The sequence below is a fragment of the Streptomyces griseobrunneus genome (assembly GCF_046713465.1).
Classification (GTDB): Bacteria; Actinomycetota; Actinomycetes; order Streptomycetales; family Streptomycetaceae; genus Streptomyces; species Streptomyces microflavus.
The window spans coordinates 6,145,659-6,172,217 of sequence record NZ_CP177080.1 but is presented as its reverse complement, the minus strand read 5'-3'; the positions used below and the strand labels follow the sequence as shown (position 1 = coordinate 6,172,217).

Below are 26,559 nucleotides of genomic sequence, written 5' to 3'. Positions count from 1 at the left end.
CCCCCGGCCCCCCGCGCCTCAATCGCCGGCGAGGCTAGTTGTAGCCCCTCCGGCGCTTGAGGAGCGGGGCCCGGGGCAGCGCCCCGGTTTCGGGAAGGGGCGGGTAGGGGAACAGCCCGCCGCAGGCGCCCCACCCGCACCCGCTCATCACCCCCCGGCGCCCACGCCAAAGGGCCGGGCCCCGGGAAATCCCGGGGCCCGGCCCTCAGCCTGCCGACGGCTACGCGCTCAGCGAGCGCGAACCGCTCAGTTGTCGTCCTCGTCGATCAGAAACCCACGCATCGGCGACGGAGCCTGCTGCATCGGCTGCGGCGCCTGAGGCCGGACCGGCGCCATCGGCTGCGTCATCGCGGGCGACATCTGCTGCTGCCCACCGTAGGACGGCGCACCGCCCATGGACTGACCGCCACCCATCTGCTGGCCGCCATGGCCACCGTGGTTGGAGCCACCCATGGAGTGACCCATCGCACCCGCACCGGCCGGAGCCAGCGAGGGCGACGGCGGCAGCGAAGCGGCAGCCGGGGTCCGCGGCGGGGCGAGCGAGTCGTCCGCCTGGGTCTCCAGCTGACGCAGCTGGCTCTCCAGGTAGGACTTCAGCCGCGTGCGGTACTCGCGCTCGAAGCCACGCAGGTCCTCGACCTTGCGCTCCAGCGTCGCGCGGGCCGACTCCAGCGAGCCCATCGCCACGCGGTGCTTCTCCTGCGCGTCCCGCTCCAGGGCGTCGGCCTTGGCGCGCGCGTCGCGCTCCAGGCCCTCGGCACGGCTGCGCGCCTCGCCGACGATCTTGTTGGCCTCGGAACGGGCCTCCGCGATCGCCTGGTCGGCGGTCTGCTGCGCGAGCGAGAGGACACGGGCGGCGCTGTCGCCACCGGGGCCCTGACCCTGCTGCTGCATCTGCGGCTGCTGCATCTGCTGCATCTGCTGCATCTGCTGCTGCTGGGGGTGCTGACCCATGGGGCCGCCCATCGGGCCACCCATGGGACCGCCCTGCATCGGGCCGGGACCCTGCGGGCCGCCGTGGCCGCCCTGGGGGCCGTGGCCGCTGGGACCGGCAGGAAGCTGCGGGGCGCCACCGGGCAGCTGGGGCGGACCCATCTGCGGGGGCTGCTGCTGCGGCGGTCCGGATATGGCGGCGGGGACGGGTCCAGGCCGGTCCTGCTGCTCCGGGGGCTTGCGCATACCCTGCTGCTGCTGCTGCTGTTGCTGCTGCTGGTTCTGCGCGGCGGCGCGCGTCGCAGCGGCCAGCTTGGCGCGCAGGTCCTCGTTCTCACGGAGCAGACGGGTCAGCTCCGATTCGACCTCGTCGAGAAAGGCATCGACCTCGTCCTCGTCATAGCCTTCTCGGAGGCGGACGGTCGTGAACTGCTTGTTCCGCACGTCCTCGGGGGTCAACGGCATCTCTTCTTCACCTCTACGTAGTCGTCGGCAGTCGGCAAGACCGTATCGCTCACAACCTGACCACAACGCTGATCAGGATGTAGACGATGATCATCAGAACGAAGAAGGACAGGTCGAGTGCCACGCCCCCGAGACGCAGCGGCGGAATGAACCGCCGCAGAAGCTTGAGCGGTGGATCGGTGACAGTGTAGGTGGCCTCAAGTACGACCACCATCGCCTTGCCGGGTTGCCATGAACGTGCGAACTGGAAGACATAGTCCATGACCAGCCGGAAGATCAGCACGATGAGGAAACACATCAGCGCGATATAGACCACATCCAGTGCGACGCCCATGTCCCGCGCTTCCCTCTCCCCTGGCTCTCGTAGCTCCGGCCTCGCGGCCGGCACCGGCCTCTCGGCCGGGTTGTTCCCGGTGTCGTGTTCTCAGCTCTGGTTGAAGAATCCGCCCTCTGCGATGCGGGCCTTGTCCTCCGCCGTGACATCGACGTTAGCAGGCGACAACAGGAACACCTTCTGCGTCACGCGTTCAATGCTGCCATGGAGCCCGAAGACGAGTCCTGCGGCAAAGTCGACAAGTCGCTTCGCGTCCGTATCGTCCATCTCCGTGAGATTCATGATCACCGGAGTGCCCTCACGGAAGTGTTCCCCGATGGTACGGGCCTCGTTGTAGGTCCTGGGGTGGAGCGTGGTGATGCGGTACGGCTCCCGCTCGGACACAACCTTGGGCATGATCACCGGTGCGTTCTTCTCCATGTTCGGGCGTTCAGGTGTGATGGATGCCACGGGGGCGATTCGGGCGGGTCGCCCGCTTTCCGCGGGGAGCTGAACCGGTTCGCGCTGGGCGGGTGGCTGCACCACTCGTACCGGTTCGTCCCTTTCGCGATCGCGATCGCGCTCGCGTTCCACCTGGTGCGGGGGCTGATGCCGCCGCCGGTCGCGCTCAGGCTCCGGCTCAGGTTCGAATTCGTCATCGGGGTCGAACCCCGGACCGTCGTACCCATCGTCCTCCACGAGGCCGAGGTAGACCGCCATCTTGCGCATCGCGCCGGCCATGCTCCGAGTCCTCCGCTCTGTGGTGGATCGGCATTCGTCACCAAGTGCCCGCGATCCACTGTGGTCTACCCGTTATGCTAGGGAATGACCATATTTTCTGCTGTGGTCCGACTTGCTTCGCGACGTTACCCGAGCCCGGGTCGGACTCCGAGTACCGCCGTACCGACGCGTACATGTGTCGCTCCGGCCGCCACCGCGTCCTCCAGGTCCGCACTCATGCCTGCGGAGACCATGTTCGCAGCCGGATGACCGGCGCGCAGGCGGGTGGCGAATTCCATCAGCCGGTCGAAAGCGGCCCGTTGCCGTCCGGCAAACGGTCCGGCCAGCGGCGCCACGGTCATCAGACCGTCGAGCCGCAGACCCTCCGCCGCGTCGACCGCGGCCGCCAACTCCTCGATCCCGTCCGGCGCGACCCCGCCCCGCTCGCCGCGCTCCCCGCTCTCCGCGTCCAGGGCGACCTGGATCAGACAGCCGAGCTCGCGGTCCGCGCGGACGGCGGCGGCCGAGAGGGCCGCGACCAGCCTGGTCCGGTCCACCGACTGAACGACATCGGCATATCTCGTCACAGAACGAACCTTGTTCGTCTGCAATTGTCCGACAAAGTGCCATGTCAGGGAAAGATCCGCACAAGCGGTGGCTTTCGGTGCCGCGTCCTGGTCACGATTCTCCGCGACATGACGCACTCCCAGTTCGTGCAGGATCCGCACATCGCTCGCGGGGTAGGTCTTGGTGACCACGATCAGGGTCACTTCCTCGCGCTTGCGGCCGGCCACGGTGCAGGCGGATGTGATCCTTTCCTCCACCTGTGCCAGATTCGCCGCGAGTTGAGCCTTACGGTCCGTCATGCCCTATCAGTCCAACCAGACATATCCGGCGAGCCGCCCGGTGGTGCGGTCGCGGCGGTACGAGAAGTGGTCGCCCGATTCACGCGTGCAGACCGGCGAACGGTGCAGGTCGCTGACGCCGAGAGCGGTGAGCTGGGCGTGGACTCCGCCGGTGACGTCGACCGCCGGGGTCCCCCAGCTGGTCTCGGACCAGGTACCGGGGACCGCCTCCGCGACCTCGGCCCGCATCTCCGCCGGCACTTCGTAGCACCGTCCGCAGACGGCCGGTCCGGTGCGCGCGGTGATCCGGGACGGGCGTGCGCCCAGCACGGTCATGGCCTCGACCACCGCCGGTACGACTCCGGCGACCAGTCCCGGCCGCCCGGCGTGCGCCGCCCCGACGACTCCGGCGACCGGGTCGACGAGGAGGACAGGGGTGCAGTCGGCGGTGAGGACCGCGAGCGCCAGTCCGCGCCGTGTGGTCACCACCGCGTCCACGGCCGGAATCTCCGTCTCCGCCCCCCAGGGTCCGTCGACCACCGCCACGTCCCGGCCGTGCACCTGGTTCATCCAGACGACGGAGACCGGGTCGAGGCCGAGCCGGCGGGCCGTGCGCTCGCGGTTCGCGCCGACGGCGGCGGGGTCGTCACCGACCGCGCCGCCGAGGTTGAGCTCACCGTACGGAGCGGCGCTCACCCCGCCCCACCGGTCGGTGAAGGCGAAATGAGCGCTGCCCGTGACGGGTACCGTCCGATCCTGACCTATCACTTCAAGAAGTCCGGTACGTCCAGCTCTTCGGCCTGGGTGTCCTGGTAGGGACGGGCCGGCGGGACGTGCGGCGGAGAGACCTGCGACAGCGGGCTCTCGCTCGAAGCCGACGCGGGGGCGGGCTCGGCCGGGGCCGGGCTCTCCTCGCGCGGAGGTACGGAGCCCAGTCCGCCCGACGGGCGCGCGGACTCGGTGGACCTGGCCGGGGCGGCCGGCTCCTCCCGCTTGTTCGTGTTCGCGCCGAGGACGTTCTCCCGGCGGGTCGGCGGCTGTCCGCCGTCGAACCCGGCCGCGATCACGGTGACCCGCACCTCGTCACCCAGGGCGTCGTCGATGACGGCGCCGAAGATGATGTTGGCCTCGGGGTGCGCCGCCTCGCTCACCAGCTGGGCGGCCTCGTTGATCTCGAAGAGACCGAGGTCGCTGCCGCCGGAGATGGAGAGCAGGACACCGCGGGCGCCGTCGATGGACGCCTCCAGGAGCGGCGAGGAGATCGCCATCTCCGCCGCCGCCACCGCGCGGTCGTCGCCGCGTGCGGAGCCGATGCCCATGAGCGCCGATCCGGCCTCGGACATGACCGACTTGACGTCGGCGAAGTCGAGGTTGATCAGGCCCGGCGTGGTGATCAGGTCGGTGATGCCCTGGACGCCCGAGAGCAGCACCTGGTCGGCCGACTTGAAGGCGTCGAGGACGCTTACCTGGCGGTCCGAGATGGACAGCAGGCGGTCGTTGGGGATGACGATGAGGGTGTCGACCTCTTCGCGGAGTTCGGCGATGCCGTCCTCCGCCTGGTTCGCGCGTCGCCGGCCCTCGAAGGTGAACGGGCGGGTGACCACACCGATCGTCAGGGCGCCGAGCGAGCGCGCGATGTTGGCGACGACGGGTGCGCCGCCGGTGCCGGTGCCGCCGCCTTCTCCGGCGGTGACGAAGACCATGTCGGCCCCCTTGAGGACCTCCTCGATCTCCTCACGGTGGTCCTCTGCCGCCTTACGACCGACGGCCGGGTTCGCCCCGGCGCCGAGGCCCCGGGTGAGTTCGCGGCCGACGTCGAGCTTGACGTCGGCGTCGCTCATCAACAGGGCTTGTGCGTCCGTGTTGATCGCGATGAACTCGACGCCCTTGAGACCGACCTCGATCATTCGGTTGATGGCATTGACACCACCGCCGCCGACACCGATGACCTTGATGACTGCGAGGTAGTTCTGCGGTGCTGCCACGTCGAAGGCCTCTCGCCTCGAGTTACGTGTCGTCGCTCTGCGGAGGACCCGCGGCGACGACTGATGTCGATGGGGACGGTCCGAACGCCGACCCAAACCCTAACGTTCAACTTTAGGGTTACCAGTGTGTCTGCTTCCTGGACTCTTCCGAACAGGACACTAAGTCGACAAGTGGCGCACGTTCAACGAACACGCCGAACCTCCCGTTTTTCTTTTCACCCTATGTGATCACCCGTAGCGCTGACCAACCAGGGTGCTGGCCAGCACAAATGCACGTCAACTCGCTGATACCGCAGGGGCGGTGGGGGCACTCACGTCGAAGTGTCCCGCTTTGGGGGCCGCCTTCATGAGAGCGGTGAGCACCCGCGCCTTCACGGCCCCGTCCTCACTACTGCCCCAGGTCACCACCCGATCACGGGTGAGCCGCAAGGAGATCCCGTCGTACGAGGTGACCCGTACGGCCTCGGTGTCCCCGGCGACGCCCGTGGGCAGTTCACCCGCGACCTGTACCGCTTCCTGCAACAGACGGTCACTGCCGAACCGCCGCAGACTCGCCGACCGGCCAGGCTTCAGCTCCAGCAGCGGTACACCCTCGGGCGCCCGGTCCACCGTGGCGAAGCGAACACCCGACCCGTCCACCTCGATGAACTTCGCACCCTTTTCGACCAGCAGGACCGGCTTGCGTTCGGTCACCTTAAGGCCGATGCCGTGCGGCCAGGACCGTACGACATCCACCGAGTCGATCCGAGGCAGCTTCTGGCGCAACCTGGCTTCCATGGCACCGGTGTCCACCGAGATAAGCGGGGCGCCGAGCGGCACCGCGGCAACCGCTTCCACCTCTGCACGGGTCAGCACCTCGACACCGCTGGTGGAGACGCGCTCGACCCGGAGCCAGGAGGAGCCGTAGAGCACCCAGACGGCGAACGCGGTGACCAGGGCCGCCGCCACGCCGATCAGGACCAGGAGCGTACGGCGGCCGATCCGGCGCTCCTCGGGGCCGATGTGCGGCGGGCGGGCGGGGGTGTCCGCACGCCCTGCTGGGCCGCGCTGGGCGGTCGTCGGTCCGGCCACGCTCGCTCCTTCGCCGGACCCGGGGCGCCCGCCCCGGGTCCGCACCGCCTCACGCCTGGCGGCGGGAGGCAATCGCTTCGTACACCATGCCGACGAGCAGGTCGTCGGCGTCGCGCCGGCCGAACTCCGCGGCGGCACGGGACATTTCGTACAGCCGGTGGGGGTCCGACAGCACCGGCAGGACGTTGCCCTGCACCCACTCCGGGGTCAGCGCCGCGTCGTCCACCAGCAGGCCGCCGCCGGCGTTGACCACCGGCTGGGCGTTGAGCCGCTGTTCGCCGTTGCCGATGGGCAGCGGGACGTAGGCGGCGGGAAGCCCGACGGCGGAGAGTTCGGCGACGGTCATCGCGCCCGCGCGGCAGAGCATCATGTCGGCCGCGGCGTACGCCAGGTCCATCCGGTCCACGTACGGTACCGGGATGTAGGGCGGCATCCCGGGCATGTTGTCGATCCGCGGCAATTCGTTCTTCGGGCCGACCACATGGAGGATCTGGATCCCGGAGCGCTGGAGCAGCGGCGCGACCCGCTGGACCACCTCGTTGAGGTGGCGTGCGCCCTGCGAGCCGCCGGAGACCAGCAGCGTGGGCAGGTTGGGGTCGAGGCCGAAGGAGGCGCGGGCCTCCGGGCGGACCCGGGCGCGGTCCAGGGTGGCGATGGTGCGGCGCAGCGGGATGCCGATGTAGCGGGCGCCGCGCAGCTTGCTGTCCGGCGTGGAGACGGCGACCCCGTGGGCGTACCGCGAGCCGATCTTGTTGGCGAGGCCGGGGCGGGCGTTGGCCTCGTGGACGACGATGGGGACACCGACGCGCTTGGCGGCGAGGTAGCCGGGCAGCGCGACGTAACCGCCGAAGCCGACCACGCAGTCCGCCTTGGTGCGCTCCAGGATCTGCTCGGCGGCCTTGATGGTGCCGCGCAGCCGGCCCGGGACGGTGATCAGCTCGGGGGTGGGCTTACGGGGCAGCGGTACGGCAGGGATGAGGGCGAGCTCGTACCCCCGCTCGGGTACGAGCCTGGTCTCCAGGCCGCGTTCCGTGCCGAGGGCAGTGATTCCCACGGTCGGGTCCTGCCTGCGCAGGGCGTCTGCGAGGGCAAGCGCGGGCTCGATGTGTCCGGCGGTCCCCCCGCCGGCGAGTACGACATGCACCGAAATTCACCGCTCTCCGGACGGACGCTTCTTGACGCGCCGTCTCATCGTCTTCCATCTCACCCCGGGCCTCCGCATGGCCAGGGCCGCCTTCGCGGCGGGATCGTCCCGCGCGAAGGCGATCATCAGCCCGACCGCGAACATCGTCGGCAGCAGGGCGGACCCTCCGTAGGAGAACAGCGGGAGCGGGACACCGGCGATCGGCAACAGGCCGAGCACCGCACCGATGTTGATCACGGCCTGGGCCATGATCCAGGTGGTCACGCCTCCCGCGGCATACCTGACGAAGGGGTCCTCCGTGCGTCCGGCCACGCGGATACCCGCATAGCCTAGAGCCGCGAACAGGGCGAGCACGGACAGCGTCCCCGCCAACCCCAGTTCCTCACCGGTGATCGCGAAGATGAAGTCGGTGTGGGGTTCCGGGAGTTGACCCCATTTTTCCACACTCGCACCCAGCCCGGAACCGAACCATCCGCCGGAGGCCAGTGCGTAGATTCCGTGGGCTGCCTGCCAGCAGCCGTCGTCCGGGTCGGGTTCGCCGAGCACGCCCATGCAGGAGAGCCGGGACATCCGGTTGGGGCTGGTCCAGACCAGAACGAAGGCGATGGCGGCGGCGAATCCGAGCACCCCGGCGAAGAGCCGGGTCGGGGCGCCGGCCAGCCAGAGCAGGCCGAACAGGATCGCCGTGAGGATGATCGCGGTCCCCATGTCGCCGCCCAGCATGATCAGCCCGAGCAGCGTGAAGGCGACCGGGACCAGCGGCACGAGCATGTGCTTCCACTGCGTCAGCAACCGCTTGTCCTGCTTGCGGGCGAGGAGGTCGGCGCCCCACAGGATCAGTGCGAGCTTGCCGAACTCGCTGGGCTGGATCTGGAACGGGCCGCCCAGGTAGAGCCAGTTCTGGTTGCCGTTGACCGACATCCCTATCCCCGGCACCTGGACCAGGACCATCAGGAAGACCGTGACCATGAGCATCGGGTAGGCCAGAGCGCGGTGGAGCTTCACCGGCATCCGGGAGGCGATCAGCATGAGCGCGCCCCCGATGACGGCGGCGACGAACTGCTTCCCGAAGAAGTACGTCGACGACTTGTCGATACTCAGCGCCTTGATCATCGAGGCGGAGTAGACCATCACCAGGCCCAGCACCGTGATCAGGAGGCTGGAGCCGAGGATCACGTAGTAGGCGGTCAGGGGGCGGTCCCAGGCCCGGCGTGCCTGCTCGTAGAGGCGCCGTACGCCACCGCCGCGCGGGGTGCGGGGCGCCGGGGCGCCGCGTCCCGCGCCACGGGGCGGCGCCGGCCGGCGGCTGCGTACGGCGGAGCTCTTCTCGGCCGGCATTGTCGCTGTCCCCTCCACTGCTCGTGCCCGGAGGCTCGGCCCCGGCGCGGAGGCCCGGTCGGTCAGGCGCTCTCTTCGGCGCGTGCGCGGACCGCGTCCGCGAACGCCTCGCCCCGCTTGATGTAGTTGGTGAACATGTCCATCGAGGCGCAGGCCGGGGCCAGCAGTACCGTATCGCCCGGCCGCGCGAGCCGGGCGGCGTGCTCGACCGCCTCGGACATCGCCCCAGTGTCGGTCCGGTCGAGGTCGACCACCGGGACTTCGGGGGCGTGTCGCGTCAGGGCTTCGTGGATCAGCGCGCGGTCGGCGCCCATCAGCACGACGCCGCGCAGCCGCTTCGCCGCGCCGGTGACCAGCTCGTCGAAGGTGGCGCCCTTGGCCAGTCCGCCCGCGATCCAGACGATGGAGTCGTAGGCGGCGAGGGAGGCCTCGGTGGCGTGGGTGTTGGTGGCCTTGGAGTCATCGACGTAAGCGACTTCGTCGATGTCGGCGACGTGTTCGATGCGGTGGGCGTCCGGCCGGAAGGCGCGCAGGCCGTCGCGGACGGCGGCCGGTTCCACGCCGAACGCGCGGGCGAGGGCGGCGGCGGCGAGGGCGTTGGCGATGTTGTGCGGGGCCGGCGGGGTGACGTCGGAGACCTCGGCCAGCTCCTGGGCCTGCTTCTGCCGGTTCTTCACGAAGGCCCGGTCGACGAGGATGCCGTCGACCACGCCGAGCTGCGAGGGGCCCGGGGCGCCGAGGGTGAAGCCGATGGCCCGGCAGCCCTCCTCGACGTCGGCCTCGCGGACCAGCTCCTCGGTGGCCGGGTCGGCCGCGTTGTAGACGCACGCGACCGTGTTGCCCTCGTAGACCCGCCCCTTGGCGGCGGCGTACACCTCCATCGAGCCGTGCCAGTCGAGGTGGTCGGGGGCCAGGTTGAGGACGGCGGCGGAGTGGGCGCGCAGGGAGGGCGCCCAGTGCAGCTGGTAGCTGGAGAGTTCGACGGCGAGGACGTCGTACTCCGTATCGCCGAGCACCGCGTCCAGCAGGGAGACGCCGATGTTGCCGACCGCCGCGGTGCGCAGGCCCGCCGCCTCCAGGATCGAGGCCAGCATCCGTACGGTGGTGGTCTTGCCGTTGGTACCCGTGACGGCGAGCCAGGGGGCGGCCTTGCGGCCGTTCGTCCCCCGCAGCCGCCAGGCGAGTTCGACGTCGCCCCAGATGTCGATGCCCGCCTCGGCGGCAGCCAGGAAGAGCGGCTTGTCCGGCTGCCAGCCGGGGGCGGTGACGACGAGTTCCGTGGACGGCGGCAGGGTGGCACCGTCGCCGAGGCGCACGGTGATGCCGAGGGCCTCCAGTTCGGCCGCCTGCGCGCGGGCGCGCTCGTCGTCGCCGTCGTTCACGACGGTGACGAGCGCGCCGCGCTCGTGCAGGGCGCGGGCCGCGGGGATGCCGCTGACGCCGAGTCCGGCGACGGTGACGTGCTTGCCCTGCCAGTCCACGGTGCTCACTTCTTGGCTGCCCATCCCGCGTAGAAGAGGCCGAGGCCGACGATCACGCACATGCCCTGGATGATCCAGAAGCGGACCACGACAAGGACTTCGGACCACCCCTTGAGTTCGAAGTGGTGCTGGAGCGGTGCCATCCGGAAGACCCGCTTGCCGGTCATCTTGAACGAACCGACCTGGATGACCACGGACATGGTGATCATCACGAAGAGGCCGCCGAGGATGGCCATCAGGAACTCGGTGCGGGAGCAGATCGCGAGGCCCGCGAGCGCGCCACCGAGGGCGAGCGAGCCGGTGTCACCCATGAAGATCTTGGCGGGCGAGGTGTTCCACCACAGGAAGCCGAAGCAGGCGCCCATCAGGGCGGAGGCGACGACGGCGAGGTCGAGCGGGTCGCGTACCTCGAAACAGGCGCTGGGGTTGGTCAGGGTGAGCGCGTTGGCGCAGGACTCCTGGAACTGCCACAGGCCGATGAAGGTGTAGGCGCCGAAGACCATCACCGAGGCGCCGGTGGCCAGTCCGTCGAGGCCGTCCGTGAGGTTCACGCCGTTGGACATGGCGAGGATCATGAACAGCGCCCAGACGCAGAACAGCACCGGGCCGATCGACCAGCCGAAGTCCTCGACGAACGAGAGCCGGGTGGAGGCCGGGGTGTAGCCGTTGGAGTTGGGGAACTGGAGCGCGAGCACCGCGAAGGCGATGCCGACGATCAGCTGGCCGGCCATCTTCGCCTTGGCCCGCAGACCCAGCGAACGCTGCTTGACGATCTTGATGTAGTCGTCGAGGAAGCCGACGAGGCCCATCCCGGTCATCAGGAACAGCACGAGGACGCCGGAGTACCGGATGTCCTCGCCGGTGATCACCTTCGCGAGGAGGTACGCGATGATCGTCGCCAGGATGAAGGCGATGCCGCCCATCGTGGGCGTGCCCTTCTTGCTGCCGTGCGTGCGCGGGCCGTCGTCCCGGATGAACTGCCCGTATCCCTTGCGGGCCAGCAGCTTGATCAGCAGCGGGGTCCCGACCAGGGTCAGAAAGAGCCCGATGGCCCCCGCGAAGAGGATCTGCCTCATCGGCCGGCGACCTCGCCCTCGGTCGAGTTCTCCAGCAGTGCCTGGGCGACCTTCTCCAGGCCGACCGACCGGGACGCCTTCACCAGCACGACGTCTCCCGGGCGCAGTTCACTGCGCAACAGGTCGACGGCCGCCTGTGCGTCGGACACGTGCACCGACTCCTCACCCCACGAACCCTCGTTATATGCGCCCAGTTGCAGCCAGGAGGCTTCTCTCCCCCCGACAGCGACGAGCTTGCTGACGTTGAGCCGGACGGCGAGCCGTCCGACCGCGTCGTGCTCGGCGAGCGACGCGTCACCGAGCTCGGCCATCTGACCGAGCACCGCCCAGGTGCGCCCCCCGTCGGCCCGTCGGGCCTGACCCATGGCAGCCAGCGCACGCAGTGCGGCTCTCATGGATTCGGGGTTCGCGTTGTAGGCGTCATTGACGACCGTCACACCGTCCGGACGCTCGGTGACCTCCATGCGCCAGCGGGAGAGGGTGCCCGCCTCCGAGAGCGCCTCGGCGATCTCGGTCACGGACATGCCCAACTCATGGGCGACGGCGGCCGCGGCGAGCGCGTTCGACACGTGGTGCTCACCGTACAGGCGCATGGTCACGTCGCTGCACCCGGTGGGTGTGTGGAGCTCGAACGCGGGCCGCCCGTCGGGGGTCATCCGGACCTTCTCGCCCCGTACGTCCGCATCCGGGGCTTCTCCGAAGAGCAGAACCCGGGCCTTGGTGCGCGAAGCCATGGCGCGTACGAGGGGGTCGTCGGCGTTGAGCACGGCGCAGCCGTCCTCGGGGAGCACCTCGACCAGTTCGCCCTTGGCCTGCGCGATCGCCTCCCGGCTGCCGAACTCCCCGAGGTGGGCGGAGCCGACGTTGAGGACCAGGCCGATGCGGGGCGGGGTGAGGTCGGCGAGGTAGTGGATGTGCCCGATGCCGCGGGCGCCCATCTCCAGGACCAGGTGCTGGGTCTCGGAGGTGGCGCGCAGGGCGGTGAGCGGCAGCCCGATCTCGTTGTTGAGGGAGCCCGGCGTCCAGACCGTGGGCGCCTTGCGCTGGAGGAGCTGCGCGATCAGGTCCTTGGTGGACGTCTTGCCCGCGGAGCCGGTGAGCGCGACGACGGTGGTGCCGAGGCGTTCGACGACGGTACGGGCGAGCGCGCCGAGCGCGCCGACGACGTCGTCCACGACGATCGCCGGAACGCCTACGGGACGGGCGGCCAGGACGGCTGCCGCGCCCGCCTCGACGGCGCGCTGCGCGTAGTCGTGGCCGTCCACGTGCTCACCGGCGAACGCGGCGAACAGGCTGCCGGGTCCGACCTCGCGGGAGTCGATGACGACGGGACCGGTGACGGTGACTGCCGGGTCCGGTATGTCGTGCGGCTGCCCGCCGACGATTTCCGCGATCTCGGCGAGGGAAAGGGTGATCACTTGGTCATCCCTGACTGTTGTTCTCGTGGTGAGGGGCACGGTCCGCGGCGCCGGTGCGCCCCAGGGACCGTTCGATGGCGTCGTGCAGGACCTTGCGGTCGTCGAAGGGGCGTACGACCCCGTGGATGTCCTGGCCCTGCTCGTGGCCCTTGCCCGCGACGAGGACGGTGTCGCCCGGTTCGGCGCGCGCGACGGCGGCGGCGATGGCCGAGGCCCGGTCGGCGTCGACCAGGACGTCGCCGCGTTCGTGGACGGGCACTTCGGCGGCGCCGGAGAGCATCGCGGCGAGGATCGCGAGTGGGTCCTCGGAGCGGGGGTTGTCGGAGGTCAGCACGGCGGTATGGGAGAGACGGGCCGCGGCGGCGCCCATCGGGCCGCGTTTGGTGGTGTCGCGGTCGCCGCCGCAGCCGAGGACGATGTGCACCCTGCCCTCGGTGACCTTCTGCAGCGAGCGCAGTACGGACTCGACGGCGTCGGTCTTGTGCGCGTAGTCGACGACGGCGAGGTAGGGCTGTCCGGCGTCCACCCGCTCCAGACGGCCCGGGACGCCGGGGACGGCCGCGATGCCGTCGGCGGCGGTCTGCGGATCGACGCCCGCGACGGCCAGGGTGACGATCGCGGCGAGGGTGTTGGCGACGTTGAACGGGCCGGGCAGCGGGGCGCGGGCGGTGATCCGCTCGCCCTTCGGGCCGACGGCGGTGAAGGTGCTGTCCTGCGGTCCGACCTCGACGTCCTCGGCGTGCCAGTCGGCGTCCGGGTGGCCCTCGGCGGAGAAGGTGGTGACCGGGACGCCGGACTCCGTGATGAGCCTGCGGCCGTACTCGTCGTCGAAGTTGACCACGCCTCGGTGGCTGCGCTCGGGGGTGAAGAGCTGGGCCTTGGCCTGGAAGTAGTCCTCCATGCCGGAGTGGAACTCCATGTGCTCCGGGCTGAGGTTGTTGAAGACGGCGACGTCGAAGACGCAGGCGTCGACCCGGCCGAGCACGAGGGCGTGGCTGGAGACCTCCATCGCGACGGCCTCAACGCCGCGTTCGCGCATGACGGCGAACAGGGCCTGGAGGTCGGTGGCTTCGGGAGTGGTGCGCTCGGACTTGATGCGCTCGTCGCCGATGCGCATCTCGACGGTGCCGATGAGCCCGGTGGGCCGGCCCGCGGCGCGCAGTCCGCCTTCGACCAGGTACGCGGTGGTGGTCTTGCCGGAGGTTCCGGTGATGCCGATCTGGAGGAGGCCGATGCCGGGCCGCCCGTAGATGTCGGCGGCCAGCTCCCCCATGACGCCGCGGGGGTCCTCGGCGACCAGGACCGGCAGCCCGGTGGCGGCGGCGCGTTCGGCGCCCGTCGGGTCGGTGAGGACGGCGACGGCACCGAGGCCCGCGGCCTGCGCGGCGAAGTCGGCGCCATGGAGGCGGGCGCCGGGGAGGGCCGCGTACAGGTCTCCGGGGCGCACGGCCCGCGAGTCGTGGGTGATGCCGGTGACGGCATCGGATCCGGCCACTTCGACGCCGAGCCGATGGGCCAGCTCGCCGAGAGGGGTGGGCCGGAGCCGGTCCGGTCGGGGCGCTCCCGGGTAGGTCACAGGCGCGTCCTTCTGGGTGGTTTGGGACTGATCAGCGTGGGGCACGGCGGTGAGCGTACCGGGCCGGTGCGGCGTCTCGCGAAGCGAGGGACCGGGTCCCGGGTAGTTCTCGTTCCGGTTCCCGGGATCGGGGGTGATGGTTGTCACTGAGGGTTCCCTTGGGGGGATGCTCGCGCATCCCCGTGTTCACTCGCCGGGTTTGAAGGACACCGGCAGCCGGGGCGGCTTGCTGCCGGACGGTGGGGTCTGGAGCGTCTTGAGAGCGAACTCCATGACCTGCTTGTAGATCGGGCCGCAGATCTGGCCGCCGAAGTAGTTTCCCTTGGTGGGGTTCTGGATCGCGCAGTAGACGGTGATCTGCGGATTGTCGGCCGGGGCGAACCCGGCGAAGGAGGCGGTGTACCCCTTGTAGACACCGCGGACCGGGTCGACCCGGTTGGCGGTGCCGGTCTTGCCCGCGACCCGGTAGCCGGGGATGGCGGCCTTGGTTCCGGTGCCCTCCTGGTCGTCGACGACGGATTCCAGCATGGTCGCCAGGGTCTTCGCGGTCTTCCCGCTGACCACCCGGTTCTTCTCGGGGGCCTCGGCGGAGGTGAAGCGGCCGTCGGCGCCCTTGGTGCCGCGGACGAGGGTGGGCGCGATCCGGACACCGCCGTTGGCGATGGTGGAGTAGACCGAGGCGGCCTGAACGGCGTTGAGCGAGAGGCCCTGGCCGAAGGGGATCGTGTACTGCTGCGAGGTCGACCAGTCCTTGGGGTGGGCCAGGAGGCCGGGCGACTCGCCGGGGTAGCCGAGCCCGGTCTTGGTGCCCAGGCCGAACTTGCGCAGGTAGGAGTAGAGGACCTGGTTGGACTCCGCCTGGGTCTTGCCCAGCTGACCGGTCGCCAGGATGGTGCCGATGTTGCTGGACTTGGCGAGGACCCCGTTGAGCGTGAGGTACCAGGTGGGGTGGTCGATGTCGTCCTTGAAGAGCCGGTCGCCCCGGTGCAGCCGGTTGGGGACGGTGACATGGGTGCCGGGCGTGGCGGCCTTCTCCTCCAGCACGGCGGCCATGGACATGACCTTGCTGGTGGAGCCGGGCTCGTACACGTCCTGGAGCGCCGCGTTGCCCAGGGATGCCGAGGTGGCCTGGGAGAGGTCGTTGGGGTCGTAGCCCGGAGAGTTGGCCATGGCCAGCAGCTCGCCTGTGCGCGTGTTCTGCACGATGACGTAGCCGCGGTCGGCCTTGGACTTCGTGACCTGGTCGCTGATGGCCTTCTGGGCGGCCCACTGGATGTCGCGGTCGATGGTCAGCTCGATGTCGGAGCCGGGCACGGCCGGGATCTCGCTGCTGCCCGCGGTGGGGACGCGGCGGCCGCCGGCCTGGGCGTAGCGGACCTTGCCGTCCTCGCCCGCGAGCTCCTCGTCCAGCTGCGATTCGAGTCCGCCGCCGCCCTTGCCGTCGGCGCTGACGAATCCCAGTATCCCGGCGGCGAGATCCCCGTTGGGGTAGACCCGCCTGGTGGTCGGCTCCTGGAGGACGCCGGCCAGGACGTTGGCCCCCGCTCCGCCGTTCCGCTTGTCCTCGTCGGCCTTCTCGGCGAAGACGGACTTGAGGTCCTTGATCTGCTTCCAGACCTGGGGGGTCTGCCGGTACGCGAGCACGGTGTAGCGGCTCTTGGGCGCCGAGAGCTTCTTGACGAGCTCGTCGACGTCCTTGCCGAGGATGGGAGCGAGCAGGGCGGCGGCCTGCTGGGGCGCGTCGGGGGCCTTGCTGTCCTCGGGTGTGAACATCTTCGGGTCGGCCGTGATGTTGTGCGCGTCGACGCTGGTGGCGAGCGCGACGCCCCTGCGGTCGGTGATCTCCCCGCGCTCGGCCGCGACCTTGTACTCCAGGTAGCGGTTCTTCTCGGCCTTGGCCGCGTACGCGGTGGCGTCGACGGCCTGGACCTGGAGCAGCCGGGCCACGAAGGCCAGCATGACCAGCGTCAGCCCGAGGCTGACGAGCCGCAGCCGGGGGCGCGGGCTGCCCAGCCGCAGGGAGCGGGGCGTGCGCCCGCGTGCGGTGGTGCGCCCCTGGGCGGGGCGGGGGCGGCGGGCCGGGGAGCGCGCGCCGGAGCGGCCGTTGGCCCCGTTACGGGGGCGCGCCGGGCCGGGTACGCGGCGGCGCGGCGGTTCCTTGGGCGGCACTGCGTCACCTGCCGGGGGTGGTCGGGGGCGGGGCCGCCGGGGTGTTCTCCGGGGCGGGGGCGTCCTGGGACTCGGGTTCCGCGGCTGCGCCCGGTGAGGGGGTCACGGTGCCGGAGGGCATGGCCGAGGGGGCGGCGGCGCCTGCTTCGTCGGCCTGTGCGCCGCCCTCGGGCGTCGGCTCGGGGCTCGGGGTGGGGCTGGGCGCCGCCGGCGGGGCGGTGGCCTTCGTGGGGACTCCGCGGACCGTGCCGTCCGGGTCGAGGAAGGCGGGGCTGCCGCCGGGGACCATGCCGAGTTCCCGGGCGCGGCGCTCCAGGGCGCCGGGCTGGGAGTAGCTGTCGACGTCGCGCTGGAGGGCCTGCTGCTCGTCGGTGAGCTCGGTGGTGTCCCGTCTGAGCTCGCTGAGCCTGAACGATCCTTCGTTGAGCGCCGAGTTCAGCAGGAGCAGGGTGATGAGCCCGCCGCCCAGGAGGAGCACGACCAGCAGCACGAAGGGGGTGCGGGCGGCGCTGCTGGGTGACGCGGACGGCATCAGCCGGGCGAGCCGTCCGGCCCGCCCCTTCAGCGGTGCGCCCGGCCTGCTCACCGCGTGCCCCCCGTGGTGGTCATCGCTCTTCCTCCCGGATGCGCTGGGCGCCGCGGAGCCTGGCGGGGGCGGCGCGCCGGTTCTCGGCGACCTCCTCCTCGGTGGGCAGCTCGGCGCCCCGGGTGAGCAGCTTGAGGCGGGGCTGGTAGCGCTCGGGGACGACCGGCAGGCCGGGGGGCGCGGTGTTGGCGGCGCCGGCCGCGAAGACCTGCTTGACCAGCCGGTCCTCCAGCGAGTGGTAGGACAGGACGGCGATCCGGCCGCCGACCGCGAGGCTCCCGACGGCCGCCGGGATGGCCTGCTCCAGGACGCTGAGCTCGCCGTTGACCTCGATGCGCAGGGCCTGGAAGGTCCGCTTGGCCGGGTTGCCGCCGGTGCGCTTGGCGGCCTGCGGCAGCGCGTCGCGGATCAGCTCGACGAGCCGGGCGCTGTTGCTGAACGGCTCCTTCTCGCGTTCGCGCACTACGGCCGAGACGATCCGCTTGGCCTGCTTCTCCTCGCCGTACGCCCGCAGGATCCGCACGAGCTCGCCGGGCGGGTAGGTGTTGAGCACCTCTGCCGCGCCGATGCCGGTGGACTGGTCCATGCGCATGTCGAGCGGGGCGTCCTGGGCGTACGCGAAGCCGCGGTCGGCCTCGTCGAGCTGCATGGAGGAGACGCCGAGGTCGAAGAGGATGCCCTGGACCTTGGGGAGGCGGAGCCGGGCGAGGACGTCGGGGAGCTCGTCGTAGACGGCGTGGACGAGGGTGGCGCGGTCGCCGTAGGGGGCGAGCCGCTCGCCGGAGAGCCGCAGTGCCTCCTTGTCCCGGTCCAGGGCGATCAGCCGGGCGGCGGGGAAGGCCTCCAGCAGGGCCTCGCTGTGGCCGCCGAGGCCGAGGGTGCAGTCGACGACCACGGGCTCGGGGTGGGCCGGGTCCTGGAGAGCCGGGGCCAACAGGTCCAGACACCTCTGGAGCATCACCGGGACGTGTCGGGTCTGGCTCAATGCGCCCTCTCAGGCTCTGTCCCGCGCGGCCGGTACGTACGTCCTGGTCCCCGCCCGCTCTGAAGGGGAGGTCCGCCGGCGCCGGGGAAGGGGCGTCGGCCGACCGAGAGCGGGAGAGGGCCGGGCCGCACGTACGCCGCACATCACGGGGGAAATACGGAATATGCAGGGTGTGCGGAGTGGGGTGGTACGGGTTCAGGGTGGTGACTTCGCGTTACTTTAGTCCACCCTGCCATTCGATCGATTCGCGATCAACGAACCGGGCAGCGAGTCGTGCCACCCGTCCGGAAGCGGCGAGCTCACCCGAACGGGCGCGTTCACTGGTGCTTGTGGGTTAGCTCACAACAAGCCGTGTTGACGTTCTTTGTCCGCTCTCACAGCACACCCGGGCCAGGTGGGAAGGCTAACGTCGCAACCATGTCGACTTCTGCTCACTCCCCCGCCGAGTCCGTGACGTCCACCACCGCGGCGGTCCGTGAGGGGGGCCAGGTCACCGATCAGCTGGTCGAGGCGAACTCCACGTACGCCAAGGACTTCCGCGATCCCGGCATGGACGCCCGGCCGGTCCTCCAGGTAGCCATCGTCGCCTGCATGGACGCCCGGCTCGACCTGCACGCCGCGCTTGGTCTCGAACTCGGCGACTGCCACACCATCCGCAACGCGGGCGGTGTCGTCACCGACGACGTGATCCGCTCGCTCACCATCAGCCAGCGGGCGCTCGGCACCCGCAGCGTCGCCCTCATCCACCACACGGGCTGCGGTCTCGAATCCATCACCGAGGAGTTCCGGCAGGAGCTGGAGCGCGAGGTCGGCCAGCGGCCGGTCTGGGCGGTGGAGGCCTACACGGACGCCGACCAGGACGTACGTCAGTCGATGCAGCGGGTGCGGACCTCACCGTTCCTCCTGCACACCGACGACGTGCGCGGTTTCGTCTTCGACGTGACCACCGGTCTGCTCCGCGAGATCCAGCCCGCCTCCTGACCTTCCGCTTTCCGGCCCACCCGGCCCACCCGGCCCACCCGGCGAAACACGGCAGAGACTGACAAATCGCACCCACTTATCCACAGGCGAGTGACACGAAGCGGTAACGGCAACAAGAATGCGGGTGTGACCTCCCCCGGGCCTTCCGGAGGAGTGTCCGTATTTCGGGGTGGGCCGGGCGGGTACGTACGCCGGTCCATGCGCAAAAAGGGCCGAGGAGGGCCGGGTGACGACCTATGACGATCGAGCGAGCCTCACAGATCTGACCACCACAGCGGAGCGGGTGCGCAGGTCGGTGGAGGGTGTGATCGAGGGCAAGCCTGAGGTCGTACGGCTTTCGCTGACCGTGCTGCTCGCGGAGGGACATCTCCTCATCGAGGATGTCCCCGGGGTCGGTAAGACGATGCTGGCCAAGGCGCTGGCGCGGTCCATCGACTGTTCGGTGCGCCGCATCCAGTTCACGCCGGACCTGCTGCCCTCCGACATCACCGGTGTGTCGATCTTCGACCAGCAGCGGCGCGACTTCGAGTTCAAGCCCGGCGCGATCTTCGCCCAGATCGTGATCGGCGACGAGATCAACCGCGCCTCGCCGAAGACGCAGTCGGCGCTGCTGGAGTCGATGGAGGAGCGCCAGGTCACCATCGACGGACAGACGTACGAGCTGCCCGACCCCTTCATGGTGGTGGCCACCCAGAACCCGGTGGAGATGGAGGGCACCTACCCGCTGCCCGAGGCCCAGCGCGACCGCTTCATGGCCCGGGTCTCCATCGGCTATCCCAGCCCGGAGGCCGAGCTGCAGATGCTCGATGTGCACGGGGGCGCCTCCCCGCTGGACGACCTCCAGCCGGTTGCGCACGCCCACGACATCGTGAAGCTGATCGACGCGGTCCGTTCGGTGCACGTCGCCGACGCCGTCCGCCGGTACGCGGTGGAGCTGGTCGGGGCCACCCGCAGCCATCCCGATCTCAGACTCGGGGCCTCGCCGCGCGCGACGCTGCACCTGCTGCGCGCCGCGAAGGCGTCGGCGGCCCTCAGCGGCCGGGACTACGCCCTGCCGGACGACGTGCAGTCGCTGGCCACCGCCGTGCTCTCGCACCGGCTGCTGCCCACCGCGCAGGCACAGCTGAACCGCCGCACCGCGGAGCAGGTGGTGCTGGAGATCATCCAGCGCACCCCGGTCCCGACCGAGCCCGGCGCCGTGCGCGGCGGCACCGTGCCCCCGGTCCAGGGCGCGCACGAGCCGGGCCGCCCGCTCTACGGCCAGCAGCAGCCCGGCCCCCGGCGGCTGTGATGGCGGCCGGCGAGCCCGGCGCCGTGCAGGACGGCTCCAGCAAGGGCGGCCTGCGGGCGGCCCTGGGCGGTCTCACCACCCGGGGGCGGTCCTTCCTCGCCGCCGGGGTGGCCGCCGCCGTCTGCGCCTACGTCCTGGGCCAGGCCGACCTGCTGCGCGTCGGGCTGCTGCTGGCCGTGCTGCCCCTGGTGTGCGTGATCGTGCTCTACCGCACCCGCTACCGGGTGACGGGGACCCGGCGGCTCTCGCCGTCCCGGGTGCCCGCGGGCTCGGAGGCCCGGGTGCACCTGCGGATGGACAACGTGTCCCGGCTTCCCACGGGGCTGCTGATGCTCCAGGACCGCGTGCCGTACGTGCTGGGGCCCCGGCCCCGGTTCGTGCTGGACCGGGTGGAGGCGGGCGGCCGGCGCGAGGTGTCCTACCGGGTCCGTTCCGACCTGCGCGGCCGCTACCCGCTGGGTCCGCTGCAGCTGCGCCTCAGCGACCCGTTCGGGATGTGCGAGCTGACCCGTTCCTTCAGCGCGTACGACACCCTCGTCGTCATTCCGCGTACGGTTCCGCTGCCCGCGCTGCGGCTCGCGGGCGAGGCCTCGGGGTACGGCGACGGGCGCCAGCGCTCGCTCGCCCTCGCCGGTGAGGACGACATCATTCCGCGCGGTTACCGGCACGGCGACGACCTGCGCCGGGTCCACTGGCGCTCCACCGCGCGCTACGGCGAGCTGATGGTCCGCCGCGAGGAACAGCCGCAGCGGGCCAGGTGCACGGTGCTGCTGGACACCCGGCAGGTCGGCTACGCGGGTGCGGGGCCCGACTCGGCCTTCGAGTGGGCGGTCTCGGGGGCGGCCTCCGCCCTGGTGCACATGCTGGAGCGGGGCTTCGCCGTACGGCTGCTCACGGACGACGGGAACGCGGTGCCCGGGGACGGGACCGACGGCTTCGCGGGTTCGACGCAGGAGTCCGCGGACTCCGCGGGCCTGATGCTCGACACCCTCGCCGTCGTCGGCCACTCCGACGGCGGCGGGCTCTCGCGCGCCCATGACGTGCTGCGCGGCAGCAACGAAGGACTGCTGATCGCGTTCTTCGGCGATCTCGACGAGGAGCAGACCTCGGTCGCGTCCCGGATGCGGCAGCGCGCCGGCGCGGCGGTCGCCTTCGTCCTGGACAGCGCCCGCTGGTCCGGCGGTGTGGAGCCCTCGGCGGTCCCGGCCGCCCCGGCCGAGAAGCGGCTGCGGCAGCTGCGCGAGGCCGGCTGGGTCGTGGTGCCGGTGGCGCCCGGGGCCGATCTGCCCGCGCTGTGGCAGCTGGCGGGGCAGATGCGTGCCGACACGCAGTCCGCCGGGAACGGCGGTTCGACAGGTTTCCCGGGGGGATGGTCATGAGCGGGCGGGCCCGGCTGGCGCTGTGCGCCTTTGCGGCGACACTCCTGGCGTCGGGGGCCCTGCTCCCGCTGGTGGAGGGGGCGGGCTGGCTGCTGCAGGCGGCGCTGCTGCTCGGGGTCCAGGGCGGGGTGGGCGCGCTCGCCCGCCGGGTTCCGCTGGCCCGGTCGCTGGCGATCGCCTCCCAGATGCTGGTGACCCTGCTGTTGCTGACCCTGGTCTTCGCCCGGGACCAGGCCCTGTTCGGCGTGGTCCCGGGCCCGCAGGCCGTCGTCCGGCTCGGTGAGCTGCTGGTGGCGGGCGGCGAGGACATCGGTACGTACGCCATTCCGGCCCCGATGACGGACGGCATCCGGCTGATGGTGGTCGGCGGGGTGGTGCTGATCGGGCTGGCGGTGGACGCCCTCGCGGTGACCTTCCGCAGCGCGGCCCCGGCCGGACTGCCGCTGCTCGCGCTGTACTCGGTCGCCGCCGGACTCGGTGACGGCGGAGCGGGCTGGCTCTGGTTCCTGCTGGCGGCCTCCGGCTACCTGCTGCTCCTGCTGGCCGAGGGCCGCGACCGGCTCTCCCAGTGGGGGCGCGTCTTCGGCGGCGCAAACCGCTCCCCGGGAGGTCTGTCGGACGGCCTGTCCGGCCGCGGTGGCGGAGCGGCCGCACCGGTCCGCACCGGTCGGCGCATCGGTGTGCTCGCGCTGGGCATCGCCCTGGTGGTCCCGCTGGCCCTGCCCGCCCTGGACAGCGGTCTGCTGGGCGGCAGGGGCGGGGGGAACGGCAAGGGCAGCGGAGGGGGCACCATCTCCGCGGTGAACCCGCTGGTGTCGTTGAAGGACAACCTCAACCAGCCGGAGAACCGGGAGGTGATGACGTATCGCACCAACGCGCAGGACCCGCGGAACCTCTATCTGCGGATCCTGGCCCTGGACGAGTTCAACGGCAGCGAGTGGCGCTCCTCGACCCGCCGTCTGACGGATGTCCCGAACCGCCTCCCGCAGCCCACCGGTCTCGGCCGGGACGTCGCCGTGACCGAGATCCGGACGAACATCTCCTCCTCGCCCTCCTACCAGCAGAGCTATCTGCCGCTCCCCTACCCGGCGAGCGAGGTGGCGATCGACGGCCGCTGGCGGTACGAGCCGGAGGGCCGCACGCTCGTCGGCGACAACGGACAGAACACCGGGGGCGCGCAGTACGAGGCCTCCAGCCTGATCGTCGAGCCGACCGCGGAGCAGCTGGCGGCGGCCGGACCGCCGCCGCAGAAGCTGCTGAGCGAGTACACCCAGGTCCCCAGCTCGCTGCCGGGTGTGGTGGCCGAGACGGCCGAGGAGGTCACGGAGGGCTCGGCCAACGCCTACGAGCAGGCCGTGAAGCTCCAGAGCTGGTTCGCCTCCGAGGGCGGCTTCACGTACGACACCTCGGTCAGCTCGGGGACGGGCTCCTCGGCCATAGCGCGGTTCCTCCGTGACAAGGAGGGGTTCTGCATCCACTTCTCGTTCGCGATGGCCGCGATGGCCCGGACCCTGGACATCCCGTCCCGGGTCGCGGTGGGCTTCACCCCGGGCACCCTCCAGGCGGACGGCTCGTACTCGGTCGGGCTGCGCGACGCTCATGCCTGGCCCGAGCTGTACTTCGAGGGCATCGGGTGGACCCGGTTCGAGCCCACCCCGAGCCGGGGATCGACCCCGGAGTACACCCTGCCGGAGACCCCCACGGGCGGTGCGAGCGATCCGGCGCAGCCGTCGGCCGGGGCCTCCGCGGCGCCGTCCGCGGTCCCGTCCGCCCCGGAAAGCTGCTCGCCGCAGATGCGCCGACAGGGTGAGTGCGGCCTCTCCGCCGCGCCCGGCCCGGTGTCTCCGACCGACAAGGGCACTCCGGCGGGCACGGTCCTGCTGGTGGTTCTCGGGGCTCTCCTGGTCCTGCTGCTGCCTCTGCTGCCGCTGCTCTGGCGGATCCGGGCGAGAAACCGGCGGCTCGGTTCCGGGGGGCGTACGCCCGCGGACGCGGCGGCCAGGGCCCTGGCCGCCTGGCAGGAGATCACCGACTGCGCCTGGGACTACGGCATCGCGCCGGACGAGTCGCTGACGCCCCGGAAGGCGGCGGCCCGGATCGTGCGTCAGGGCGGGCTCGACATCACCGCGGGCGAGGCCGTGCACCGGATCGCGGGCGCGGTGGAACAGGTGCTGTACGCCCCCGAGCCGCGCCCCGCGGCCGGTCTGACCGAGGACGCGCTGACGGTGCGGGCAGGGCTGGAGGCCTCGGCCGGCCGGGGCGCACGGTTGAGGGCGAAGCTGGCACCCCGCTCGGCCGTCCGGGTGGCGTGGGCGGTCTCGGACCGGTGGGCGGCGCTCGTAGAGCGGTGGACGGACCGTCCGGGACGCGGCCGCTGGGCGGCCCGGCTGCGCAGGCTGTCGCGCCAGCACGGCTGAGGACGGGCTGAGGGAGGGTCCCGTGCGGGACCCTCCCTCAGCCCGTCACAGAGATTTCATGGGAGCAACGGTTTTCCGTGGGGGCAACGGCTGAGGGGCGGCCGCAGAAAAGCGGCCGCCCCTCACCCATCAGTGTCCTACGTCGTGTCGAGCACGGCCTGCCCCGCCATGAGCGCCGGAGCCGGGCCGAGAGTTCTTTACTGGCCCTGTTCGTCGCGGCGGCGCTGCCACCGTTGCTCGATGCGGTTCATCATCGACCGGCGTTGTCTCGGTCGGCGGCGCGAGCCGCTGTCCCCGCTGTCTGCGGTGGCCTGCTGTTGTTCACCGGGCTTCGGCGCTTTGCGCCATCCGGTGACCGCGAGCACGGCACAGCCGAGCATGACGAGGAACCCCACCACGCTGATCCAGATCTGCTGGGCGACCATTCCGGCCATGAGGAGCGCGATACCCACCAGAAAGCCAGCGACCGCCTGGTAGACCCGTCGTCGGGTGTACGTACGCAGCCCGCTTCCCTCAAGCGCTGTCGCGAACTTGGGATCTTCGGCGTACAGCGCTCGCTCCATCTGCTCGAGCATTCGCTGCTCGTGCTCCGAGAGCGGCACGGAGTCCTCCTCGTCGTCGGCCGCGGGGGCGACCGGTATGCGGCCCTTCCAGGATAGGCAGGGATTCGCCCCCGTGAAACCCGCCCTCTAGCGTTCAGCCAGTCCGGACCGCTATGTCGGCTCGGCTGCTGAGGCGTAGATTCCCCGACGACCGATCCGTCATGCCGGATGGTGTGACCCGATCATACGGGGCTCACGCCCGCTACGGGGGTCCCGAGTCCCACTCCGTGCACAGCTTCGTTGCTGATCAGCCCCGTACCGGCCCTCGCGGGGGCTCCCGGGGGCCGGTCCGCGCAGCCGGTTCAGGGGCGCTTCTCGCCCAGGACGTGCAGCTGGGTCGCGACGGAGTGGAAGGCGGGCAGCTCGGCGACGGCGGCTTCGAGCTTGAGGAGGGCGTCCATGGCGCCGGGCTCGGTGTCGACCAGGACGCCCGGCACGAGGTCGGCGAAGACCCGCACGCCGTGCACGGCGCCGACCTCCAGACCGGCTCCGGAGACGAGATCCGAGAGCTGCTCGGCGGTGAAGCGGCGGGGCACCGGGTCGCCTTCGCCCCAGCGGCCCGCCGGGTCGGCGAGCGCGTGCCGGGCCTCGGTGAAGTGGCCGGCCAGCGCGCGGGCCAGGACGGCCCCGCCCAGGCCCGCCGCCAGCAGGCTGAGGGCGCCGGAGGGGCGCAGGGCGGCCACCGCGTTCCGTACGCCCTCGGCGGGCTCGTCGACGTACTCCAGGACGCCGTGGCAGAGCACCGCGTCGAAGCCGCCGCGCTCCACGACGTCGAAGAGCCCGAGGATGTCGCCCTGGACGCCCCGGACGCGGTCGGCGACCCCGGCCTCGGCGGCGCGGCGCTCCAGCGCGAAGAGCGCGTTGGGGCTGGGGTCGACGACGGTGACCCGGTGGCCGAGCCGGGCGGCGGGCACCGCGAAGTTGCCGGTGCCGCCACCGGTGTCCAGAACATCCAGGGCATCCCGGCCGGCCGCCTTGACCTGACGGTCCAGAGCGTCCTTCAGGACCTCCCAGACCACGGCGGTACGGAGGGAGGCGCGGGGGCGCAGCTGGTCCGACACGGCAGATGACTCCTCGGCACGGTGCCGCCTGGGACGGCGGAGCGTGAACAGTGCAGGTGGTGATGTGAGCGTCCACCACCCTATTGCCTCGCACCGCCGTCCCGGTCATCCGGCACCGCCCGTCTCATCCTGCGGCGGACCTCCCCGGCCTCGGCTGCGGGAGCACCGGCTGGAGCACCAGCAGCCGCTCCACCAGACGCAGGAACTGGGCCGCGTCGCGCAGCAGATCGTCCGCGTCCCGGCTGCTGGCCGCGCCGGGCATGCCCGCCTCCGCGCGGGCCCGGCGGGAGGCCCCGGAGGCGAAGAGGTCGCTCCAGTCGGTCAGCTCGGGGGCTATCTCCGGGAGGACCTCCCAGGCGCTCCGGATGCGTTCGCGGTTGCGCTTGTTCGTCTCGGGGCGGCCACGGGCGGCCAGGACGGCGGCCGCCGTGCGCAGGGCCGCGAGGTGGGCGGTGGCGTAGCGCTCGTTCGGTTCGTGGAGCACGGCGGCCTCGTCCAGACCGCTGCGGGCCTTGGCGAGCAGGTCGAGGGCGGCGGGCGGTGCCGTGGTGCGGCGCAGCACGGGGTGCACATCGTCGGCGGGACCGGTCAGTGAGGGGGCAGGGCTGCCTGCGCGGCGCCGCGGGGCGGCGGCTGCGGACGAGCTGGCCATGACGAACCTCCTGTCGTCGTGTGACGGCTCCGTGGCCGTATGTGTCCATGGTGGCGCCCCCCACTGACAAT

General features: G+C 71.3%; 23 protein-coding genes. 4 read left to right on the top strand and 19 right to left on the bottom strand.

The annotated features are described in order from the left end of the window. Window positions 1-246 precede the first annotated feature (246 nt). From ACK8N7_RS28090 to rsmH, 16 genes are all read right to left on the bottom strand, one after another. Window positions 247-1,398 carry a DivIVA domain-containing protein gene (locus ACK8N7_RS28090; RefSeq protein ID WP_403208919.1) on the bottom strand — a complete coding sequence of 384 codons (1,152 nt, stop codon included), beginning with the start codon at window positions 1,396-1,398 and terminating at the stop codon, window positions 247-249. Window positions 1,399-1,447: 49 nt separating this feature from the next. Continuing rightward, on the bottom strand, window positions 1,448-1,732 hold the full coding sequence (locus ACK8N7_RS28085) for a YggT family protein (protein ID WP_006123846.1): 285 nt from the start codon (window positions 1,730-1,732) through the stop codon (window positions 1,448-1,450). Between the two features lie 90 nt (window positions 1,733-1,822). Then, a complete protein-coding gene (locus tag ACK8N7_RS28080; RefSeq protein WP_381985907.1) occupies window positions 1,823-2,452 on the bottom strand; it encodes a cell division protein SepF in 630 nt (209 codons plus the stop codon). A gap of 125 nt (window positions 2,453-2,577) precedes the next feature. Then, window positions 2,578-3,297, bottom strand: a complete 720-nt coding sequence (locus ACK8N7_RS28075; RefSeq protein ID WP_500444455.1) for a YggS family pyridoxal phosphate-dependent enzyme — start codon at window positions 3,295-3,297, stop codon at window positions 2,578-2,580. A 6-nt stretch (window positions 3,298-3,303) separates the two neighbouring features. After that, window positions 3,304-4,044 carry a peptidoglycan editing factor PgeF gene (gene pgeF, locus ACK8N7_RS28070; protein ID WP_403208915.1) on the bottom strand — a complete coding sequence of 247 codons (741 nt, stop codon included), beginning with the start codon at window positions 4,042-4,044 and terminating at the stop codon, window positions 3,304-3,306. Then, a complete protein-coding gene (ftsZ, locus tag ACK8N7_RS28065; RefSeq protein WP_015607993.1) occupies window positions 4,041-5,261 on the bottom strand; it encodes a cell division protein FtsZ in 1,221 nt (406 codons plus the stop codon). Before ftsZ ends, pgeF begins: the two co-directional genes overlap by 4 nt. A 276-nt stretch (window positions 5,262-5,537) precedes the next feature. Further along, window positions 5,538-6,332 carry a cell division protein FtsQ/DivIB gene (locus tag ACK8N7_RS28060; RefSeq protein WP_403208913.1) on the bottom strand — a complete coding sequence of 265 codons (795 nt, stop codon included), beginning with the start codon at window positions 6,330-6,332 and terminating at the stop codon, window positions 5,538-5,540. Window positions 6,333-6,381: 49 nt separating this feature from the next. Further along, complete coding sequence (gene murG, locus ACK8N7_RS28055) at window positions 6,382-7,476, bottom strand: undecaprenyldiphospho-muramoylpentapeptide beta-N-acetylglucosaminyltransferase (protein WP_015607995.1); 1,095 nt, start codon at window positions 7,474-7,476, stop codon at window positions 6,382-6,384. Between the two features lie 6 nt (window positions 7,477-7,482). Further along, the gene (ftsW, locus tag ACK8N7_RS28050) at window positions 7,483-8,814 is read right to left on the bottom strand and encodes a putative lipid II flippase FtsW (RefSeq protein WP_403208911.1); all 1,332 of its coding nucleotides are present in this window, start codon (window positions 8,812-8,814) and stop codon (window positions 7,483-7,485) included. 62 nt (window positions 8,815-8,876) lie between these two features. Continuing rightward, entirely contained in the window at window positions 8,877-10,319 is a 1,443-nt protein-coding gene (gene murD / locus ACK8N7_RS28045) for a UDP-N-acetylmuramoyl-L-alanine--D-glutamate ligase (protein WP_500444454.1), read from the bottom strand. Further along, entirely contained in the window at window positions 10,301-11,371 is a 1,071-nt protein-coding gene (mraY, locus tag ACK8N7_RS28040) for a phospho-N-acetylmuramoyl-pentapeptide-transferase (RefSeq protein ID WP_015607998.1), read from the bottom strand. Before mraY ends, murD begins: the two co-directional genes overlap by 19 nt. After that, window positions 11,368-12,789 carry a UDP-N-acetylmuramoyl-tripeptide--D-alanyl-D-alanine ligase gene (locus tag ACK8N7_RS28035; protein WP_403208907.1) on the bottom strand — a complete coding sequence of 474 codons (1,422 nt, stop codon included), beginning with the start codon at window positions 12,787-12,789 and terminating at the stop codon, window positions 11,368-11,370. Before ACK8N7_RS28035 ends, mraY begins: the two co-directional genes overlap by 4 nt. A 4-nt stretch (window positions 12,790-12,793) precedes the next feature. Further along, window positions 12,794-14,512: a UDP-N-acetylmuramoyl-L-alanyl-D-glutamate--2,6-diaminopimelate ligase gene (locus ACK8N7_RS28030; RefSeq protein ID WP_500444453.1), complete on the bottom strand. Its 1,719-nt coding sequence runs from the start codon at window positions 14,510-14,512 to the stop codon at window positions 12,794-12,796. A gap of 39 nt (window positions 14,513-14,551) precedes the next feature. Continuing rightward, a complete protein-coding gene (locus ACK8N7_RS28025) occupies window positions 14,552-16,534 on the bottom strand; it encodes a peptidoglycan D,D-transpeptidase FtsI family protein (protein WP_403208903.1) in 1,983 nt (660 codons plus the stop codon). Between the two features lie 4 nt (window positions 16,535-16,538). Next, complete coding sequence (gene ftsL, locus ACK8N7_RS28020; protein ID WP_403208901.1) at window positions 16,539-17,120, bottom strand: cell division protein FtsL; 582 nt, start codon at window positions 17,118-17,120, stop codon at window positions 16,539-16,541. Between the two features lie 19 nt (window positions 17,121-17,139). Continuing rightward, on the bottom strand, window positions 17,140-18,105 hold the full coding sequence (rsmH, locus tag ACK8N7_RS28015; protein ID WP_500444452.1) for a 16S rRNA (cytosine(1402)-N(4))-methyltransferase RsmH: 966 nt from the start codon (window positions 18,103-18,105) through the stop codon (window positions 17,140-17,142). Window positions 18,106-18,522: 417 nt separating this feature from the next. Here rsmH and ACK8N7_RS28010 point away from each other — a divergent pair, with 417 nt between their 5' ends. The 4 genes from ACK8N7_RS28010 (at window position 18,523) to ACK8N7_RS27995 (ending at window position 24,173) form a co-directional block, all read left to right on the top strand. Beyond that, window positions 18,523-19,086: a beta-class carbonic anhydrase gene (locus ACK8N7_RS28010; RefSeq protein ID WP_500444451.1), complete on the top strand. Its 564-nt coding sequence runs from the start codon at window positions 18,523-18,525 to the stop codon at window positions 19,084-19,086. A gap of 226 nt (window positions 19,087-19,312) precedes the next feature. Further along, window positions 19,313-20,377 carry an AAA family ATPase gene (locus ACK8N7_RS28005; protein WP_403208896.1) on the top strand — a complete coding sequence of 355 codons (1,065 nt, stop codon included), beginning with the start codon at window positions 19,313-19,315 and terminating at the stop codon, window positions 20,375-20,377. Beyond that, window positions 20,377-21,756, top strand: a complete 1,380-nt coding sequence (locus ACK8N7_RS28000) for a DUF58 domain-containing protein (RefSeq protein ID WP_403208894.1) — start codon at window positions 20,377-20,379, stop codon at window positions 21,754-21,756. Before ACK8N7_RS28005 ends, ACK8N7_RS28000 begins: the two co-directional genes overlap by 1 nt. Then, window positions 21,753-24,173 carry a transglutaminase TgpA family protein gene (locus ACK8N7_RS27995; protein ID WP_500444450.1) on the top strand — a complete coding sequence of 807 codons (2,421 nt, stop codon included), beginning with the start codon at window positions 21,753-21,755 and terminating at the stop codon, window positions 24,171-24,173. The genes ACK8N7_RS28000 and ACK8N7_RS27995 overlap by 4 nt, the downstream gene beginning before the upstream one ends. A 197-nt stretch (window positions 24,174-24,370) precedes the next feature. Here ACK8N7_RS27995 and ACK8N7_RS27990 read toward each other — a convergent pair whose 3' ends face one another. The 3 genes from ACK8N7_RS27990 to ACK8N7_RS27980 all read right to left on the bottom strand — a co-directional run bounded on the left by ACK8N7_RS27990 (window position 24,371) and on the right by ACK8N7_RS27980 (window position 26,488). Then, window positions 24,371-24,775 carry an SCO2097 family morphological protein gene (locus ACK8N7_RS27990; RefSeq protein WP_403208890.1) on the bottom strand — a complete coding sequence of 135 codons (405 nt, stop codon included), beginning with the start codon at window positions 24,773-24,775 and terminating at the stop codon, window positions 24,371-24,373. A 302-nt stretch (window positions 24,776-25,077) separates the two neighbouring features. Beyond that, complete coding sequence (locus ACK8N7_RS27985) at window positions 25,078-25,836, bottom strand: class I SAM-dependent methyltransferase (protein ID WP_403208888.1); 759 nt, start codon at window positions 25,834-25,836, stop codon at window positions 25,078-25,080. A gap of 124 nt (window positions 25,837-25,960) precedes the next feature. Beyond that, complete coding sequence (locus ACK8N7_RS27980) at window positions 25,961-26,488, bottom strand: SAV_6107 family HEPN domain-containing protein (protein WP_500444449.1); 528 nt, start codon at window positions 26,486-26,488, stop codon at window positions 25,961-25,963. Window positions 26,489-26,559: the final 71 nt, after the last annotated feature.